The 18145-nt window shown below is 66.0% G+C and carries 16 protein-coding genes; 15 read left to right on the top strand and 1 reads right to left on the bottom strand.

The window, feature by feature from the left end:
* The first annotated feature begins 127 nt into the window (after positions 1-127).
* From ACFQB0_RS00320 to ACFQB0_RS00345, 6 genes are all read left to right on the top strand, one after another.
* Positions 128-880, top strand: coding sequence for a response regulator transcription factor (locus ACFQB0_RS00320; protein ID WP_386726117.1), 753 nt, complete (start codon positions 128-130; stop codon positions 878-880).
* Positions 877-2361, top strand: coding sequence for a sensor histidine kinase (locus tag ACFQB0_RS00325; protein WP_386726120.1), 1485 nt, complete (start codon positions 877-879; stop codon positions 2359-2361). The genes ACFQB0_RS00320 and ACFQB0_RS00325 overlap by 4 nt, the downstream gene beginning before the upstream one ends.
* A 748-nt stretch (positions 2362-3109) precedes the next feature.
* Positions 3110-3625: a 50S ribosomal protein L10 gene (gene rplJ, locus ACFQB0_RS00330; protein WP_386726123.1), complete on the top strand. Its 516-nt coding sequence runs from the start codon at positions 3110-3112 to the stop codon at positions 3623-3625.
* Positions 3626-3675: 50 nt separating this feature from the next.
* Entirely contained in the window at positions 3676-4065 is a 390-nt protein-coding gene (rplL, locus tag ACFQB0_RS00335; RefSeq protein WP_386726125.1) for a 50S ribosomal protein L7/L12, read from the top strand.
* A 302-nt stretch (positions 4066-4367) separates the two neighbouring features.
* Complete coding sequence (locus ACFQB0_RS00340) at positions 4368-4520, top strand: hypothetical protein (RefSeq protein WP_386726128.1); 153 nt, start codon at positions 4368-4370, stop codon at positions 4518-4520.
* Positions 4521-4739: 219 nt separating this feature from the next.
* Complete coding sequence (locus ACFQB0_RS00345; protein WP_386726130.1) at positions 4740-4922, top strand: hypothetical protein; 183 nt, start codon at positions 4740-4742, stop codon at positions 4920-4922.
* Positions 4923-5061: 139 nt separating this feature from the next.
* Here ACFQB0_RS00345 and ACFQB0_RS00350 read toward each other — a convergent pair whose 3' ends face one another.
* Positions 5062-6075, bottom strand: a complete 1014-nt coding sequence (locus ACFQB0_RS00350) for a LacI family DNA-binding transcriptional regulator (protein WP_386726133.1) — start codon at positions 6073-6075, stop codon at positions 5062-5064.
* A gap of 358 nt (positions 6076-6433) precedes the next feature.
* On the opposite strand from ACFQB0_RS00350, the gene ACFQB0_RS00355 reads away from it, so the two are divergent.
* From ACFQB0_RS00355 to ACFQB0_RS00395, 9 genes are all read left to right on the top strand, one after another.
* Positions 6434-7777 carry an ABC transporter substrate-binding protein gene (locus ACFQB0_RS00355; RefSeq protein ID WP_386726136.1) on the top strand — a complete coding sequence of 448 codons (1344 nt, stop codon included), beginning with the start codon at positions 6434-6436 and terminating at the stop codon, positions 7775-7777.
* Positions 7778-7868: 91 nt separating this feature from the next.
* On the top strand, positions 7869-8840 hold the full coding sequence (locus tag ACFQB0_RS00360; RefSeq protein ID WP_386726138.1) for a carbohydrate ABC transporter permease: 972 nt from the start codon (positions 7869-7871) through the stop codon (positions 8838-8840).
* Positions 8837-9823 (top strand): carbohydrate ABC transporter permease, encoded by a 987-nt coding sequence (locus tag ACFQB0_RS00365; protein ID WP_386726141.1) that lies wholly within the window; start codon positions 8837-8839, stop codon positions 9821-9823. Before ACFQB0_RS00360 ends, ACFQB0_RS00365 begins: the two co-directional genes overlap by 4 nt.
* A 268-nt stretch (positions 9824-10091) precedes the next feature.
* The gene (locus ACFQB0_RS00370; RefSeq protein WP_386726144.1) at positions 10092-11990 is read left to right on the top strand and encodes an ABC transporter ATP-binding protein; all 1899 of its coding nucleotides are present in this window, start codon (positions 10092-10094) and stop codon (positions 11988-11990) included.
* Between the two features lie 382 nt (positions 11991-12372).
* On the top strand, positions 12373-13737 hold the full coding sequence (locus ACFQB0_RS00375) for a cystathionine beta-synthase (protein ID WP_386726147.1): 1365 nt from the start codon (positions 12373-12375) through the stop codon (positions 13735-13737).
* A 48-nt stretch (positions 13738-13785) separates the two neighbouring features.
* Positions 13786-14937 carry a cystathionine gamma-synthase gene (locus tag ACFQB0_RS00380; RefSeq protein WP_386726150.1) on the top strand — a complete coding sequence of 384 codons (1152 nt, stop codon included), beginning with the start codon at positions 13786-13788 and terminating at the stop codon, positions 14935-14937.
* 199 nt (positions 14938-15136) lie between these two features.
* On the top strand, positions 15137-15490 hold the full coding sequence (locus tag ACFQB0_RS00385; RefSeq protein WP_386726153.1) for a nuclear transport factor 2 family protein: 354 nt from the start codon (positions 15137-15139) through the stop codon (positions 15488-15490).
* Between the two features lie 230 nt (positions 15491-15720).
* Positions 15721-16710, top strand: a complete 990-nt coding sequence (locus ACFQB0_RS00390) for a cyclase family protein (RefSeq protein ID WP_386726156.1) — start codon at positions 15721-15723, stop codon at positions 16708-16710.
* A gap of 246 nt (positions 16711-16956) precedes the next feature.
* Positions 16957-17970 (top strand): LacI family DNA-binding transcriptional regulator, encoded by a 1014-nt coding sequence (locus tag ACFQB0_RS00395; protein WP_386726158.1) that lies wholly within the window; start codon positions 16957-16959, stop codon positions 17968-17970.
* The last annotated feature ends 175 nt before the right edge of the window (positions 17971-18145 follow it).

The following is an 18145-nucleotide window of genomic DNA, read 5'->3' on the forward strand; positions in this document are numbered from 1 at the left end:
CCTCCCGAGAATGTGGTGGCCTCCCGTCCGGCTGTTCGCGTGACTATTCAAGAAAGTTGCAATGACGCACAGCCTGAACCCCGTCGCCTCATAGACGGTTCATAGAAAACTCCGGATACTGAGAAGAATGACGGTCTCAGCATTCGAATCGCCGAATTCCCCCGCCCGCCGGATGACGCGTGCGGATGGCAGCCCGATCAGGGTGCTGGTCGTCGACGACGAAGCCGCGCTCGCCGATCTGCTGCGCATGGCCCTGCGCTACGAGGGCTGGGAGACCCGCGCGGCGGGCGACGGACGGGAAGCGGTGTCGATCGCTCGCGAGTTCCGTCCGGACGCGATCGTGCTCGACGTCATGTTGCCGGACTTCGATGGCCTCACCGTGCTTGCGCGGGTGCGCGCGGATCGCCCGGAGACCCCCGTGCTCTTCCTCACCGCGAAGGACTCGCTCGACGATCGCATAGCCGGGCTGACCGCTGGCGGCGACGACTACGTGACCAAGCCGTTCAGTCTCGAGGAACTGGTCGCGCGGTTGCGCGGTCTCATCCGGCGCTCGACTCTGACCACCGAGCAGGCCGATGACCCGCTCATCGTCCTCGGCGACCTCGCGCTCGACGAGGACAGCCACGAGGTCACCCGCGGTGGCGAGCCGATCGAGCTCACGGCGACCGAGTTCGAGCTGCTGCGCTTCCTCATGCGCAATCCACGTCGGGTGCTCAGCAAGGCGCAGATCCTCGATCGGGTGTGGAGCTACGACTTCGGCGGCAAGGCCAGCGTCGTCGAGATCTACGTCTCCTATCTCCGCAAGAAGATCGATGCGGGTCGTGAGCCGATGATCCACACGGTGCGCGGTGCCGGCTATCTGATCAAGGCGCCCGGATGACACCCAGCGGCGCGGGCTGGTCGCTGCGACGCCGGCTCGTCGTCGCTCTCGTCGTGCTGCTCGCCCTCGTGAGCGCCCTCGTCGGCGTCGTCAGCGTTCTCGCGCTTCGTGCGTCGCTGACCGACAGGCTCGACGAGCAGCTGGCGACCTCCATCAGCCGTTCCCTGGTCGTCGTCAGCGGTTCGCTCGGCCCGCTTCCGACGCCGCCGCAGCTGATCGTCCCGAGTGCCGAGCGCGTGCTCGAGGCTCCGGGTCAGGCGGAGGGCACTCTCGCCGCCGTGCTCGTCGAAGGCAGGGTGCTGAGCTCGGGCTATCTCGACACCGCAGGCACCGTGCACGCCCTCACCGCGGGGCAGGACGCCGCCCTCGCCGCGGTCGCTGCCGATGGCGCTGCGCACAGCCTCGATCTCGGCGGGAGAATGGGCGACTACCGGGCACTCGTCGCTTTCGACACGGCGCCGAGCACCGGCGACGGGCTGCGCATCGTCATCGGCCTTCCGCTCGCGAACGTGGAGACGACGGTCGGCCAGGTGGTGCTCACGGTCGCCATCGTCGCGGCGTTCGGCATCGTGCTCGCCGCCGTTCTGGGCGCACGCATCGTGCGTGGTGCCCTGCGTCCCTTGCAGCGGATGGCGCAGACCGCGAGCCGCGTCGCCGAGCTGCCGCTCGATCGGGGCGAGGTCGCCCTCGCGGAGCGGATCCCGGCCGCCGACGCGGATTCGCGCACCGAGGTCGGCCAGGTCGGCGCGGCATTCAACAACATGCTCGACCATGTGGCCGGAGCGCTCGGCGCCCGTGAGGCGAGCGAGCGAAAGGTGCGGCAGTTCGTGGCCGACGCGAGCCATGAGCTGCGCACCCCCCTGTCGTCGATCCGCGGCTACTCGGAGCTCACCAGGCGTAGCGGGGAGCAGGTGCCTGCGGACATCGCGCACGCGCTCTCCCGTATCGAGTCCGAGTCGGTCCGTATGACCGGACTCGTCGAAGACCTGCTCCTCCTCGCTCGTCTGGATGAGGGGCGGGAGCTCGCACGTGACCCCGTCGATCTCGGGCGGATGATCGTCGACGCGGTCAGCGATGCTCACGCGACCGCACCGACTCACGAGTGGCGGTTGGAGTCGCCGCCCGATCCGGTCATGGTCTCCGGTGATGCGCCGCGTCTGCACCAGGTCGTGGCCAACCTGCTCGCGAACGCCGCTGCGCATACCCCGGCCGGCACGGTCGTCGTCACGAATCTCGCCGTTGTCGGCGGGGAGGCGGTCCTGACGGTGGGCGACGACGGTCCCGGCATTGATCCCTCGGTGCGGGAGAATCTCTTCGAGCGATTCGCCCGGGCCGACTCCTCGAGGTCGCGGTCGACCGGGAGCACGGGCCTCGGCCTCGCGATCGTGCGAGCCGTCGTCACCGCGCACGGCGGTTCTGTCTCGGCGGAGAGCACATCGGGCGAGACGCGCTTCACGGTGCGTATCCCGTCGGTCGACTGAGGGCCTGGCCGAGAGGTTCGGGCCGAGGAACTCAGGGTCCCGAGTGGCGCGGGCCGGGCCGAGTGGCGTGGGCGGGATGGCGTGGGCGGGATGGCGCATGCGGGGACAGCGTGGGCCGGGTGGCGCAAGTCGGGTGGCGCAAGTCGGGCGGCGCAAGTCGGGCGGCGCAGAGAGGCTCGAGGCTCAGGAGTTCGGACTGGGTGGCTCAGCTTGGGTGGCTCAGCTGGGTGGCTCAGCTTGGGTGGCTCAGGCGGGTCGGTCCGCCGGCCGCCTCTGGCTTCTGCCTCGAGGCTTCCACCGGAGGGGAGGCGTTTGCATGCTGGGGAGGTCGATTGTCGAGGGACGGGCCTCCGTTCGTGGCGGAGGCCTCCCTTCCGGAAGAGGGGGGCGATGCGCTGTTGGGACCTGCGCTGAGCGGACCTACGCTGAGCGGACCTGCGCTGAGCGGACCTGCGCCGTTCAGAGCTGCATGCAGACTCGCGCCGCGCAAAGTTGTGCAGAAGGAGTGGCATCCGGTAGCCTTGACGAAGCCAAAGACCGCTGGTTGTCGTCGCGCATGAAAATGCGTGGTGATCGAAGGCTTGCGAAAGCAGGGGCCCGCGCAGGTGTGTGAAGTCGTCTTCAGTCGAGAGACTGTTTGAGCTCCGTGCCCTGCGCCGGAGCTTTTTTGTTTGCGCGAGCCTGGCCTCCGGCGGCCGAGGCACGCATCGCTTCCGCGATGCGTGACGTAGACATATAGGAGTAGGCCATGGCGAACAAGGAAGCCGCGGTTGCCGAGCTCACGGAGAAGTTCCAGAGCTCGACCGCCGTTCTGCTGACCGAGTACCGCGGTCTCACTGTTGCTCAGCTCAAGCAGCTGCGCAAGAACATCAGTGAGGACGCCACATACGCCGTGGTGAAGAACACGCTCACCAAGATCGCGGCGAACAACGCCGGCATCTCGTCGTTCGACGACGAACTCGCCGGTCCGTCCGCCATCGCGTTCGTGCACGGAGACCCTGTCGCCGTCGCGAAGTCGCTGCGTGACTTCACCAAGGCAAACCCCCTCCTCGTGGTCAAGGGTGGCTATTTCGATGGCAAGCCCCTGACCGCTGCAGAGGTAGGCAAGCTCGCCGACCTCGAGTCCCGTGAAGTTCTGCTCGGCAAGCTCGCCGGCGCCTTCAAGGCCTCGCTGTTCGGAGCCGCATATCTGTTCAACGCACCGCTGTCGAAGGCTGCTCGTCTGGTCGATGCGCTGCGTGAGAAGCAGGGGTCCGCTGTCTAGGCACCTGTCTGGACACGCGGTGAGTCACTAAGAAACTAAAGGAGAAAATCATGGCAAAGCTGTCACATGAAGAACTGCTCGAGCAGTTCAAGGGCCTGACCCTCATCGAGCTCTCTGAGTTCGTCAAGGCGTTCGAGGAGACCTTCGAGGTCACCGCTGCTGCCCCCGTCGCCGTTGCCGGCCCCGCTGCCGTTGGCGGCGGCGCCGCCGTCGAAGAGGTGGAGGAGAAGGATTCCTTCGACGTCGTCCTCGAGACTGTCGGCGAGAAGAAGATCCAGGTCATCAAGGTCGTCCGCGAGCTCACCTCGCTCGGCCTCGGTGAGGCCAAGGCCGTCGTCGATGGTGCCCCCAAGGCCGTCATCGAGGGCGCCAACAAGGAGACCGCCGACAAGGCGAAGGCTGCTCTCGAAGAGGCCGGCGCCACCGCTTCCCTCAAGTAGTCGGGCCCCGCGAGGGGTTCATTCGAGGTGTAGCGTTGCGCTCGCATTTGCGAGTCCTACGCGACGGACGCGGTCTCCCAGAATTCGGAGTCTCTGACTCCGCAACCGGGTATTCCGTGTTCCGAGGGCGTCGCCCCGGTAACGGGGCGACGCCCTCGCGCGTCTAACGCGAGAGTTTCGTCAAGCGGGTGCCTGGGCACCCGGTCTGCCATTCGGCGTTCCGGCAACCCTGCGTCCGCTCGTGTGCATCCACGTCGTGTGTTCACACCGCTGGGGACGCGCACACGGAAACGAGTCTCATCATGGACAACGGATCACGCGGGCGGCGCTTCGCCCGCTACCTGCGCCAGGTCATCGTCGGCGCACTCCGAGCGGGCGACGGGCACTCACTCGTCGCGCAACCGCCGGATATCCACCGGGCACCGACGCTCATCGGCGTCAACTGGGCCCGGTAGTCACCAGAGCGGATGCCCCGGCCGGTCGGGGCATCCGCTCTTCCCACCCCGTTCCGCGAGATGACGCGTATTGCTCGTCCGTTGTGCTCAGAACAGATGCGCTCAGAAGCTCAGAAGAGATGCGCTCAGAAGAACAGTTAGGTGTCTTCGAGACGGACGCAAGCTCGTGTGCACCTGCGCGCAAGCATCGTGACGCCTCACGGAGCTACCGTCACGGCCATGACGCAGCCCCTAAGCCACTACGCCCAGTCTCCACGCCTCGACGATGTCTCTGGTTGCACGGTCCTCGACCTCGATGACGACGATCCGATCCTCGTCGACTCGAGCGGTGCCCAGGTCGACACCTGGCGCGAGGTCGGTCCGGCCTCCCGGGTCCACGAGCGCGGCGAGAACGTGCGCTGATCGCGGCCACGGACGTACGGTCTGGCGGGGCGGCCTGGATTCGCCGCGAGGACCACCGAGTGTCGGTTCGCGGGGAAGGCGGCGTGCGAGCGGGTGAGCGGCTCGGCTGTGGGTACGCGCCTCAACTGTGGTGTGCGTCTCAGCCGCGGGGCGGCGACGTCGTGCTCGAACGCACCATGAAGCGCAGAGGCAGCAACGTCTCGGTCGGCGGGCGAGAAGATGCCGCGTCGTCGAGCATCGCGAGCGCGATCTCGACCGCCAGCCCGCCCTGTTCGCGCGGCTTCTGCTCGATCGTGGTCAGTCCGAACATCTCGGCATACTCGTGACCGTCGATGCCGACGACCGACAGTTCGCCGGGAACCTGGATGCCGAGCCGCTGGGCGGCGATCATCGTGCCGAACGCGATCTCGTCGCACGCGGCGAACACCGCCGTCGGACGTCGGCGCGGGTCGCCGAGCGCCTGGAGCGCGGCGGAGAAGCCGTCGGGCATGCTCATCTCGGTTGGCCAGAAGTCGCCGTCCGGCAGCCCGGCTGCGTCCATGGCCTGACGGAACCCCGCGAGCCGCTTGCCGTGCACAGAGTGACCCATCCGCTCCGCCTGCCCGCCGCCGATGTGCGCGATGCGGGTGTGTCCGAGACTGATGAGATGTTCGGTCGCGAGTCGCGCGGCCGTCATGTCGTCGATCGACAGACTGGGTATTCCCTCGATGGGGACGCCGACCCCGACGATCGGTTTTCCGAGCCGGGTGAGCAGTTCGAGCTCTTTGGCGCTCAGCTCGACCCCGACCGCGATGATCGCGTCGACACGCTTGCGGGCGAGGAAGAAGTCGAAGATGCGTTCGCGCTCGATCCCGCCCACCGTGAGGTTGTAGAGCGTGAGATCGTAGCCTTCACCGAGCAACGCGCTCTCGATGCCCTCGAGCAGTTCGCCGAAGAACCATCGGTTCACGAAGGGGATGAGGACGCCGATGTTCTTGGAGCGCCCGGTGATGAGGCTCGCGGCGTTGGGAGAGGCGATGTACCCGATCTCCGCAGCGGCGGCCGTCACACGCTCCCGCGTCTCGTCGGCGACGTAGCCATGTCCGCTCAGCGCCCGGGATGCGGTGGCCTTCGACACGCCGGCGAGTCTGGCGACGTCGGCAATCGCGCTCATGCCTCCTCCTCCTCCTCCTCGAGGTCGCGACCGTTGTGGCCGCCGCGTGTGTGAACGGGTTCCACATCTCAGTGCCTGCTCCAGTCGTGGAGGAGGCCTGAAACGTGACATCCCTCTCGCAGGGCCAACGATAGCGGCCGGGCTGCAAATATGGAACCGGTTGCAGAATTTCCGGGAACAATGGCGGGAATCGTTCACTCGGATGGGGGAGCATCTGTGGAAAGCTCGGGAATGAGCGCGCTCTCTTTGCCAGATTGTAACCATTCACGGCTTGTGCAAGCGCTGATCAGTGTCGTAGTTTGGCGTGTGGAACCGGTTCCCCAGTTCCTTCTGCATCACACTCAATGAGGAGAAAGAGATGAGCTTCACACGGCATCGCCGTCTTGCGATCCCCCTCGCCAGCGCCGCAGCGATCGGCTTGGCACTCACCGGCTGTACCGGTGACACCGCTTCACCCGGTGCTTCGAGTGTCGCGGATTGCGCCGCTTACGAGGCCTACGGCAGCTTCGACGCGGGAACCGAGGTGAGTCTCTACGGCACCATCAGCGACACCGAGGCCGATCTTCTCAACGAGTCGTGGGCCGACTTCGAGGCATGCACCGGCATCGACGTCGTCTACGAGCCGAGCAAGGAGTTCGAGACCCAGATCAACGTTCGCGCGCAGGGCGGAAACCCGCCGAACCTCGCGATCTTCCCGCAGCCCGGCCTGCTGGCCGACCTCGCCGACGCCGGTCACCTCAAGCCGGCCCCCGACACGGTCGTCGCCAACTCCAAGGAGTTCTGGTCGGAAGACTGGCAGAGGTACGGCACCGTCGGCGGAACCGTCTACGGAGCGCCGCTCATGGCGAGCGTCAAGGGCTACGTCTGGTATTCGCCGTCGACCTTCAAGGACAACGGATGGCAGGTTCCGGCGACCCTCGACGAGCTGTCAGCTCTCACCAAGAAGATCGCCGACAGCGGCACCAAGCCATGGTGTGTCGGCTTCGCCTCCGGTGACTCGACCGGATGGCCGGGAACCGACTGGGTGGAGGACTTCGTGCTGCGCCAGTCCGGGCCAGAGGTCTACGACAAATGGGTCACCAACGAGGTCAAGTTCACCGACCCGGCGATCGCGAAGGCCTTCGACGGGGTCGGCAGCCTCATCAAGAACCCCGACTACGTCAACGGGGGACTCGGCGACGTGAACTCGATCGCCACGACCGAGTTCGGCGACGCCGGCCTGCCGATCCTCGACGGATCCTGCGCCATGCACCACCAGGCGTCGTTCTACGAGGGCTTCTGGCCCAAGGGCACCACGGTCGCGCCGGACGGCGACGTCTGGGCGTTCCTGCTTCCCGGTGAGAAGGCCGGCGCGAACGCCGTGACCGGTGGCGGCGAGATCGTCGCGGCGTTCAGTGACGCAAAGGAGGTAGCCGCGGTGCAGACGTACCTCTCGAGCGACACCTGGGCGAACATCCGAGTCGGACTCGGCGGCGTCATCAGCGCCAACAAGGGCCTCGACTCGGCCAAGGCCTCGAGTGAACTGCTGAAGACGAGCGTCGAGATCCTGCAGGACCCGGACACGACCTTCCGTTTCGACGCGTCGGACCTCATGCCGGGTGCAGTGGGGGCGGGATCGTTCTGGAAGGGAATGGTCGACTGGATCGGGGGCAAGAGCACCCCTGACACGCTCTCCTTCATCCAGGGAACCTGGTCGAAGTAGCCGTTCCGCACTATCATCAGCACCATCCGGAGCCGCGCGGCATCTCCCGCGCGGCTCCGACCACCCCACCTCAACGGAGAGGAAGACGTCCATGACGACAGCTGATCTCATCGGCAAGATCGTCCAGGTCGTGGCCGGACTCGCGGTTTTCGCGATCGTCATCGGTCTCGTCCTGTTCTTCATCGATCGCGCACCAAAGAAAGGGCGGGATCTCCTTCAGCTCCTCGCCTTCCTACTGCCGGCGGTCCTCCTGCTGGCCGTCGGTCTCGTCTATCCGGCCGTGCGCACGGGAATCGCCGCCTTCGCCGACAAAGCGGGCAACTTCATCGGTTTCGACAACTTCGTGTGGATGTTCACTCAGCCCGAAGCGCTCGTCACGCTGCGCAACACGGTGATCTGGGTTGTCCTCGTTCCGACCATCTCGACCGCGATCGGCCTGGCCTACGCCGTCTTCATCGACCGCTCCCGCGGCGAGAAGATCTACAAGTCGCTCGTCTTCATGCCCGTCGCGATCTCGTTCGTCGGCGCCGGCATCATCTGGAAGTTCGTCTACGAGTACCGCCCGGCCGAGCGCGACCAGATCGGCCTGCTCAACCAGATCCTCGTCTGGCTCGGTGCGCAACCCGTGCAGTGGCTGCAGACAGCCCCGGCGAACACTCTCCTGCTCATCGTGGTGATGATCTGGGTGCAGACCGGTTTCGCCGTCGTGGTCTTGTCCGCGTCGATCAAGGGCATCCCGACGGAACAGATCGAAGCGGCGGAACTCGACGGGACCTCGGCGTGGCAGAGGTTCACCAACGTCACCCTCCCCGGCATCCGCGGTGGACTGGTCGTGGTCGTGACCACGATCTCGATCGCCACCCTCAAGGTCTTCGACATCGTCAGAACCATGACGGGCGGCAACTTCGAGACGAGCGTCGTCGCCAACGAGATGTACACGCAGGCGTTTCGCGCCATCGAGCCGGGCAGAGGATCGGCGCTCGCCCTGATCCTGTTCCTGCTGGTCCTGCCCATCGTCGTCTACAACATCCGCGTGCTGCGCCAGCAAAAGGAGATCCGATGAGCGTCACACCGATCGAGCTCCCGGTCGACGAGGAGACCCGCGGAGAACTGCGCCGCGGTTTCAACGCGGACGGAACCAAGGCGGTGCGGGTCAAGAAACGGCTCACGTCGCGCACGGCGACGATCTTCTCCCTGCTCATCGCGATCGTCTGGACCATCCCGACCTTCGGCCTGCTGATCTCGTCCTTCCGCCCGGAGAATCTCATCAAGTCGACCGGATGGTGGACGATCTTCCAGAACTGGGGGTGGACGCTCGACAACTACAGCGAGGTGCTGCTCTCCTCCTCCGCGTCGGCCCCGCAACTGGGCGCATACTTCGTCAACTCGCTCGCGATCACGATCCCGGTCGTCGTCTTCGCCACGGTGCTCGCGGCGATGGCCGCGTATGCTCTCGCCTGGATCCCGTTCAAGGGCGCCGGCATTATCTTCATCATCATCTTCGCCCTGCAGATCGTTCCGCTGCAGATGGCGCTCATTCCGTTGCTGCAGGGATTCACGACGTTTCTGCTGCCCATTCAGGAGTGGGTGCACGAGGTGATCCCGGTGATCCCGGTGCAGAGCTACACCCAGGTGTGGATCGCTCACACGATCTTCGGGCTGCCGTTGGCGATCTTCTTGCTGCACAACTTCATCTCGGAGATTCCCGGCGAACTCGTCGAGGCGGCCCGTGTAGACGGGGCCAACCATGGTCAGATCTTCCTGCGGATCATCCTGCCGCTCTCGGTGCCGATCCTGGCGTCGTTCGCGATCTTCCAGTTCCTCTGGGTGTGGAATGATCTGCTCGTCGCTCTCGTGTTCTCGGGAGGCACGCCGAATGTCGCACCACTGACGCAACGGCTCGCCGAGCTGACCGGCAACCGCGGCCAGGAGTGGCAGCGGCTCACGGCATCCGCGTTCATCTCGCTCATCGTTCCGCTCATCGTCTTCTTCAGCTTGCAGCGCTTCTTCGTGCGCGGTCTGCTCGCCGGGGCGACGAAGGGATAGCCTTCGGACGTCGCACACCGGTGTCGCTTTCGGGCATCGCACGCCGGGTGTGATGTTCGGGCATCGCACCCCCGGTCCGGCGCGGCCCGGCAGGGTGCCGTGGTCCGCTGCCCCGGCACGTCCTGGCGCGGTGCAGCGCTGCCCAGAGCGAACAGCGCGGTAGCCGTCGTTCTCTGGTCGTAGGGTGAGGCTATGACTGCAGCTCGCTGGCTGCGGTTCGCGCGACTCGGGGTCGGGTGACCGTGGTTCGAAGGGAGGACGCACGAGCATGAGCAGCGGTGGTCCGATACCCCAGAGCGGGACCTACGGCAAGCCCCGTGCGCGCATCAGCAACGGGGACGCGCAGGCGCAGCGCGCGGAGAATGCTCAGGCGCCCAAGATCCCGCATCTCCTGAAGCGCATCAGCGGTCTTTTCGCACCGCACAAGACGGCGCTCATCGTGACGGTCGTGCTCGTGCTCATCGGAGCGGGCCTCAGCGTCATCCCTCCACTGCTCACGCAACGTGCCTTCGACGACGGCCTCTTCCCGCCGGGCGGGAGGCCGGACATGCCCGTGTTGCTGGGGCTCGTCGGCCTGATGATCGTCGTCTTCGTGACGAACTCGCTCCTCGGGGTATGGCAGACCTGGCTCACCGCGACCGTCGGCAACAGAGTCATGGGCGCCCTGCGCGTGCGTCTCTTCACCCACCTGCAGGCGATGGAGCTCAGCTTCTTCACCCACACCAGGACAGGCGTCATCCAATCTCGGCTGCAGAACGACGTCGGCGGAGTCGCGAGTGTGCTCACCAACACGATCTCGAGCGTGCTCGGAAACACCGTGAACGTCATCGCGGCGTTCGTCGCCATGCTGCTGCTCAATTGGCAGCTCACGGTCGTCGCCCTGGTTCTCATGCCGATCATGGTCATCGCCCAGCGGCGGGTCGGCCAGGTGCGTGCCCGCATCGCGGCGAAGACGCAGGAGTCGCTCTCAGAGATGACGGCGATCACGCAAGAGACATTGAGCGTCTCGGGCATCCTGCTCTCCAAGAGTCTCACGCGGCAGAACACCGAGATCACGCGCTATGCCGCCGAGAACGACAATCAGGTGCGCCTGCAGGTGAGCCAGCAGATGAGCGGGCAGTGGTTCTTCGCCCTCGTCAACATCTTCCTGTCGAGCATCCCCGCCATCGTCTACCTCGTGGCCGGCTGGCTCGTGCTCGACGGGGCGACGGATGTCACCGCCGGGACGATCGTCGCTTTCACGACCGTACAGGCCCGGCTGATGTTCCCGCTCCTGGGACTCATGCGCGTCGCTCTCGATCTGCAGACCTCGACCGCCCTGTTCTCCCGCATCTTCGAGTACCTGGACCTGAAGCCGGTCATCGTCGACCGAGCGGACGCGAAGACCGTGGCCGAGGCGGGAACGGCCGAGCTCGGGCGGGTCGAATTCGACCATGTCACCTTCGCCTATCCCGATGCCGCTGAGGAGTCGCGCCCGACCCTCGACGACGTCTCGTTCGCCATCGAACCCGGTCAGTACGCGGCTTTCGTCGGACCCAGTGGGGCGGGCAAGACCACGGTCTCCTATCTCGTTCCTCGGCTCTACGAAGCGAGCACCGGCTCGGTGCGCTTCGCCGGTGCCGACGTGCGCGACCTCCAACAGCAGTCGCTCGTCAAACACATCGGAATCGTGAGCCAGGAGACCTACCTCTTCCATGCGACGATCGCCGAGAACCTACGGTACGCGAAGCCGAATGCCACGGATGCCGAACTCGAGGCGGCAGCCCGTGCCGCGAACATCCATAACACGATCGTCTCGTTTCCCGAGCGTTATGGAACCGTTGTGGGGGAGCGTGGATACCGCCTCTCGGGTGGGGAGAAGCAGCGGATCGCGATCGCTCGTGTGCTGCTCAAGGACCCGGAGGTGCTCGTGCTCGACGAGGCGACGAGCGCGCTCGACGTGATCTCGGAGCGCATCGTTCAAGCGGCGCTCGATGACGCCGCGCGGGGGCGGACGACGATCGCGATCGCCCACCGCCTCTCGACCGTCGTCGGCGCAGACGTCATCTTCGTCGTGGACGGCGGCCGCATCGTCGAAAGCGGAACGCACTCGGAACTCATCGCGGCGGACGGCACCTATGCCCGGCTCTACGAACAGCAGGTCGAGGGAACGGCGGTCGGGGGCTGAGCCGCGAGTCTGTGCTCGGGAGGCGCCGCTGCGCTGGGCAGACGGCCGCGCGCACGACCGGCGACCTGGGCGACCTGGGCGACCGGGTGGCGGTGTGAGCGGGCGACGTGGCCGACCGGGCGACGTGGGCGAGTGGGTGGCGGCGTGAGCGGGCGACGGGGGCTTCGCTATCAGGGCAGGCTTGGACACAGATCTCCTGGGGCTGTCACAGGGGAGGTATGCACATGGCAGAACCGGCGTCGAGTGGTTACAGTGGAATCGTGTCCGTCGTGAATTCCTGTTGTCGTCGCTGAACGACCCCCGACCTGACTCCGGCCGCTCGTCGGCAGTCAACACTTGGACCGTTTCCAGGTGCTACGGCATCCACAACTGAAGGACACCCATGAAATACGCCGAGACCATCATCGATCTGGTCGGCAATACCCCCCTCGTCAGACTCAACCGGGTGAAGGACGGCGTTGCCGCGACCGTATTGGTGAAACTCGAATACCTCAACCCGGGCGGGTCGGCGAAGGACCGCATCGCGACGCGCATCATCGACGCCGCCGAGCACGACGGACTCCTGAAACCCGGCGGCACGATCGTCGAGCCGACCTCCGGCAACACCGGCGTCGGCCTCGCGCTCGTCGCCCAGCAGCGCGGCTACCGTTGCGTCTTCGTCTGCCCCGACAAGGTCGGTGAAGACAAGCGCAACGTGCTCATGGCCTACGGCGCCGAGGTCGTTGTGACGCCGACCGCGGTCGCCCCGGACAGCCCCGAGTCCTATTACGGTGTCTCCGACCGGCTCGCCCGCGAGATCCCGGGTGCCTTCAAGCCCAACCAGTACGCCAACCCGAACGGCCCGCTCAGCCATTACGAGACGACCGGACCGGAGATCTGGCGGGACACCGACGGCAAGGTCACGCATTTCGTCGCAGGCGTCGGCACAGGCGGAACGATCACCGGCACAGGACGCTACCTCCGCGAGGTCTCGAACGACCGCGTGCGCATCATCGGAGCGGATCCGGAGGGATCCGTCTTCTCCGGCGGAACAGGGCGGCCCTACCTCGTCGAGGGTGTCGGAGAAGACTTCTGGCCGGAGGCGTACGATCCGGCGATCCCGCACGAGATCATCGCCGTGAGCGATGCCGACTCCTTCGCGATGACTCGGCGGCTCGCCCTCGAGGAAGGAATCCTCGTCGGGGGGTCGAGCGGGATGGCTGTCGTTGCGGCTTTGCGTGCGGCGGCGTCTCTCGGCCCCGACGACATCGTGGTGGTTCTGCTGCCGGACGGTGGGCGCGGATACCTCGGCAAGATCTTCAACGACAAGTGGCTGCGCAGCTACGGCTTCAGCAACGCGCCGGCCGGCCACACGGTGGCCGATCTGCTCGCCTCGAAGTCGGACAGGATGCCGGCACTCGTCTACGTGCATTCCACGGACACGGTACGTGAGGCGATCGACGAGATGACGAACTCCGGGGTCTCGCAGGTGCTCGTGCTGAACGCGGAGCCTCCGGTCGTCATGGGCGAGGTCGCGGGGGCGATCGAGGAGCGTTCACTCATGGAATTCGTGTTCTCGGGCGGTGCCAAGCTCACCGACAAGGTTGGGCAGTTCGCGGGGGAGCCGCTTCCGCTCATTGGGGTGAACGAGTCGGTCGCGGCAGCCCGCGCGGCATTCGGGACGGCGAGTGCCCTGCTTGTGACGGATGGCGGGAAGCCGCTCGGCGTCATCACCCGCCACGACCTGCTCAGCTACCTGAGTCACTGATCCCTTCAGCTCAGGCCTTCTCGGCCGCCCAACTTCAAGGACCCCCTAATGGTTTCATCGAAAAAGTTCGACACGCTCGCCATCCACGCCGGCCAGGATTTCGACCCGACCACCGGCGCGGTCATCCCGCCTATCTATCAGACCTCCACCTATGTACAGGACGGCATCGGCGGACTGCGCAGCGGCTACGAGTACTCGCGGGGCGGCAACCCCACCCGCACCGCCCTCGAGCTCCAGATCGCGGCGCTCGAGGGCGGCGCGCACGGGCTGTCGTTCTCGTCGGGACTCGCGGCGGAGGATGCGATTCTGCGGGCCGTGCTGGCTCCGGGCGACCATGTCGTGCTCGGCAACGACGCCTACGGGGGTACTTTCCGGCTCGTCGACCGGGTGAACGGCGCCTGGGGCATCCGCAACACGACGGTCGACCAGGCCGACCTCGCCGCCGTGGAGTCGGCGATCATGGCTGAGACGAAGATCCTGTGGATCGAGACTCCGAGCAACCCGCTCATGAAAGTGAGTGACATCGCCGCGCTCGCGGAGATCGGTCACCGCGCCGGGACGCTCGTCGTCGTAGACAACACCTTCGCCTCGCCCGCGCTGCAACGTCCACTCGCTCATGGTGCCGACGTGGTCGTGCACTCGACGACCAAGTATCTCGGGGGTCACTCCGACGTGATCGGCGGCGCGCTCGTGATCGACGACGACGAACTGCACGAGAAGGTCAGGTTCATCCAATTCGCGGTGGGAGCCGTATCGGCGCCGATGGAGGCCTTCCTCACGATCCGCGGCATCAAGACCCTCGCCCTGCGGATGGAACGGCACAGCCGCAACGCACAGGCGATCGCCGAGCACCTCGCGGGGCATCCTGCCGTCGAAACCGTCTACTATCCTGGCCTCGCCACGCATCCCGGCCATGAGCTCGCCGCCCGGCAGATGTCGGGCTTCGGCGGGATGCTGTCGCTGGCCATGCGCGGTGGGGAGGTCGCAGCGCGCACCTTCAGCGAGGCGACGCGTCTCTTCCAGCTTGCCGAATCGCTCGGCGGGGTGGAATCGCTGCTCAACTACCCCTCGGAAATGACGCACGCCTCAGTGCGTGGCACCGAACTCGAGGTTCCTGCGAACATCGTGCGACTCTCCGTCGGCATCGAAGACGTCGAGGACCTCATCGCCGACCTCGACCAGGCGCTCTCCCGAGTCTGAGCGGTCTCGCTTCGCCGACCGGCCGCGTGCACCCCTCGTGTTCACAACTCCGGCAGTTCTTCTCGCTCGTCGGCTCCGGCCCCGATAAGTGGTGGCCGCTCGCGAAGTGCGGAAGACTGCCTGAGTTGTGAACGCGGGGCGGGGAGCGGGTGTGCCCGCGCTCTGGCGGGTCGCTGGCTCGGGGGAGTAGAACGGAAGCATGAATGACGTGATTACGCACTGGATCGACGGGTATCGGCGCGCCTGGGACTCGAACGCCCCCGACGACATTCGTGCCCTCTTCACCGAGGACGCGGAGTACCGTACGCGCCCGCACGCGAAACCGTGGCACGGGCGCGACGAGATCGTCGCCAAGTGGATCGAGGTGGGCGATGAACCGAACGACTATACCTTCGAGTGGCAGCCCGTGGTCGTCACGGACGACACGGCCGTGGTGCAGGCGAAGACCGACTACGTCGACAACACTTATCACAACCTCTGGGTGATCCGGCTCGCCCCGGACGGGAGGGCGACCTCGTTCACGGAGTGGTGGATGGAGGAGCCGAGGTCGTAGCCGGCGCTTTGGCAGTATTTCAACGATGTGCGTCAACTCTGCGATTTCGGATACCGGGGGCGACCATCAGGATAGACGGGATAGACGGGTGACGTCGACCGAGAAACTCTCAGCGTGTCGACCGTGCTCACGGCGGGTCTGCTCGTGCTCGCCGGTCCGAACCTGCTCGTCCCCGCTTGCCTTGCCGTCGTGGCGGTCGTCGTGAGCCTGTTCAAGACATGGAGGAAAGGTTGACCGAGTATCGCGCTCATTTCGACGCCGAGGTCACCTTCGTCAATGGCGGCGGTCTCTCGACCCATGGCTTCCGTCTCGACGTGCCGGCGGCGGACGTCTCGCCGCAGCGTCTCGCGGAACTGTTCGTGCGCCACCTCGGCCTCGCGCTCGTCGAAGACGTCGCTCTGAGCAATGTGGAGTTCGTGCGCGAACGGCATCGCGGCAGCAGGGGGATGTCGCTGGGCGAGCTGCTCACCGAGGCGATCGCCGCGAACCCGAACGCCGAATCTCTCGGTGCGGCCGGCGGTGCCGGCGGTGCGGGGGACCGCGAGACGGGGAGTCGCTTCGTCGAGCTCAGCCACGTCATACGTGAGGGCCTGGTCACCTACCCGGGCCTCCCGGTTCCGGTGTTCACGTCGCACCTCACCCGCGAGGAATCCAGAAGTCGCTATGCAGCAGGCACTGAGTTCGCCATGGACCTGATCACGATGATCGGCAACACGGGCACTTATCTCGACAGCCCCTTCCATCGGTATGCGGGCGGTGCAGACCTGGCCGGGCTCGCACTCGACACGCTTGTCGGACTGCGGGCCGAGGTGTTCCATGTGATGGATTCCGCGAGCCGCGGTATTCCCGCCGCGACGTTCTTCGACCGTGAGCTGCGCGGTTCGGCCGTGTTGTTGCACACCGGCTGGGACCGCTTCTTCGGCGAACCGGAGTACGCGGTCGGCGCGCCGTTCCTCACAGAGGCAGGTGCGCGGCACCTCGTCGAGCGGGGAGTCGTACTCGTCGGCATCGACTCGCTCAACATCGACGACACCGAGTCCGGCGGCGAGCGGCCCGCGCATTCACTGCTGCTCGAGGCCGGTGTCCACATCGTCGAGCACCTCGCGCACCTCGGTGAACTGCCGGCCCAGGGAGCTCGTTTCACCGCGGTGCCCCCTCTCGTGGAGGGCTTCGGGACGTTTCCGGTTCGGGCCTTCGCCGAACTCCCGTCCCTCGGCTGAGGATCCTCCGTCGTCCGACGTCGGCCTGCCCCGCCAGCGCGCCCGGATCGGTGTTGCACAGTCGGGGAGCCCTCACTCCTGTGGAGATCGCGGTTGCTCTGCTCGTCACGGGAGTGTCATCAGCATGGGGTGGCGACGAGACTGCGATGTGACTGTCACAAATGTGTCTGTCACATTCCCCGGCCTTGTGCATAATTGAGCTGCGGCGGAGTATGTGAACGTAAACATGGCCGAGAACAGGATGACGTGACCGAGGACCCGCCCAAGAGCCGAGCGCCCAGCATCCGCGATGTCGCCCGCCTCGCCGGAGTCTCGCATCAGACGGTCTCCCGTGTGCTCAACAACCACCCGAGCATCCGTGAGACGACGAAGCAGCGCGTGCTCGACGTCATGGAGCAATTGCAGTATCGGCCGAACCGCGCGGCGCGAGCCCTCGTCACGAGCAAGTCGCACACGCTCGGAGTGCTGACCGCATCGAGCACGCAATACGGGCCGACGAGCAGCATCGCGGCGATCGAGGATGCCGCCCGCGAAGCAGGCTATTACGTCAACACCGCGAACATCGCTTCGACAGCTCCCGAGTCGATCGCCGGCGCGATCGAACACCTCATGAACCAGGCCATCGAGGGTCTCGTCGTGATCGCCCCACAGGTGCGGGTCTTCGACCTGCTCGCGGCGATGGCAATCGAGGTGCCCTATGTGAGTCTGCAGTCGACCGGGCATGCCGAACATCGTGCGCTCGCCGTCGATCAGATCGCAGGGGCGCGCATGGCCACCCGGCATCTCGTCGAACTCGGTCACCGTGAGATCATCCATCTCGCCGGACCGCAGGACTGGATCGAGGCCGAGGCGCGCATGCAGGGCTTTCTCGACGAGATCGACGAGGCTGAGCTGCGTACCCATCCGCCGATCCTCGGCGACTGGTCGGCGGACTTCGGCTACTTCGCCGGTCGGGAGCTGCTGCACCATCGTGATTTCACGGCTGTCTTCGCTGCGAACGACCACATGGCGATCGGGCTTCTGCATGCCTTCCGCGAGGCGGGGATCGATGTGCCGGGCGAGGTGAGCGTCGTCGGCTTCGACGATGTTCCCATCGCGAAGCACCTGTGGCCGCCGCTCACGACCGTGTATCAGGATTTCCGGGAGATCGGCAGGCGGGCGATCGCCCTGCTCCTCGCCGAGATGCACGACGACATCGGCCCCCGAGAGGAGCTTGTGCGACCGCAACTCATCGTGCGGGACTCGACCGGACCCGCCTAGCCGGGTGGTCCCGTTACCCAGGCGCGATGGCTCAACTTGACATCGAAAGGTTGCGAGAGCACCATTGGTCACGATGTGAACGGTCACACGCACCGTGGATCGGTCCTCTTCTTCGTCTACCGCATGACATCGAGGTCAAGCCCGTGAGTACTCTCTTCGCCCGGAACGGCAACTG

It is taken from the genome of Luethyella okanaganae (genome assembly GCF_042660285.1).
Classification (GTDB): Bacteria; Actinomycetota; Actinomycetes; order Actinomycetales; family Microbacteriaceae; genus Luethyella; species Luethyella okanaganae.

Coding starts and splice junctions, on each gene's coding strand:
- ACFQB0_RS00320 (WP_386726117.1), top strand. CDS start 128: ATGACGGTCTCAGCATTCGAATCGCCGAATTCCCCCGCCCGCCGGATG.
- ACFQB0_RS00370 (WP_386726144.1), top strand. CDS start 10,092: ATGAGCAGCGGTGGTCCGATACCCCAGAGCGGGACCTACGGCAAGCCC.
- ACFQB0_RS00365 (WP_386726141.1), top strand. CDS start 8,837: ATGAGCGTCACACCGATCGAGCTCCCGGTCGACGAGGAGACCCGCGGA.
- rplJ (WP_386726123.1), top strand. CDS start 3,110: ATGGCGAACAAGGAAGCCGCGGTTGCCGAGCTCACGGAGAAGTTCCAG.
- ACFQB0_RS00325 (WP_386726120.1), top strand. CDS start 877: ATGACACCCAGCGGCGCGGGCTGGTCGCTGCGACGCCGGCTCGTCGTC.
- ACFQB0_RS00350 (WP_386726133.1), bottom strand. CDS start 6,075: ATGAGCGCGATTGCCGACGTCGCCAGACTCGCCGGCGTGTCGAAGGCC.
- ACFQB0_RS00345 (WP_386726130.1), top strand. CDS start 4,740: ATGACGCAGCCCCTAAGCCACTACGCCCAGTCTCCACGCCTCGACGAT.
- ACFQB0_RS00380 (WP_386726150.1), top strand. CDS start 13,786: ATGGTTTCATCGAAAAAGTTCGACACGCTCGCCATCCACGCCGGCCAG.
- ACFQB0_RS00355 (WP_386726136.1), top strand. CDS start 6,434: ATGAGCTTCACACGGCATCGCCGTCTTGCGATCCCCCTCGCCAGCGCC.
- rplL (WP_386726125.1), top strand. CDS start 3,676: ATGGCAAAGCTGTCACATGAAGAACTGCTCGAGCAGTTCAAGGGCCTG.
- ACFQB0_RS00375 (WP_386726147.1), top strand. CDS start 12,373: ATGAAATACGCCGAGACCATCATCGATCTGGTCGGCAATACCCCCCTC.
- ACFQB0_RS00340 (WP_386726128.1), top strand. CDS start 4,368: ATGGACAACGGATCACGCGGGCGGCGCTTCGCCCGCTACCTGCGCCAG.
- ACFQB0_RS00385 (WP_386726153.1), top strand. CDS start 15,137: ATGAATGACGTGATTACGCACTGGATCGACGGGTATCGGCGCGCCTGG.
- ACFQB0_RS00360 (WP_386726138.1), top strand. CDS start 7,869: ATGACGACAGCTGATCTCATCGGCAAGATCGTCCAGGTCGTGGCCGGA.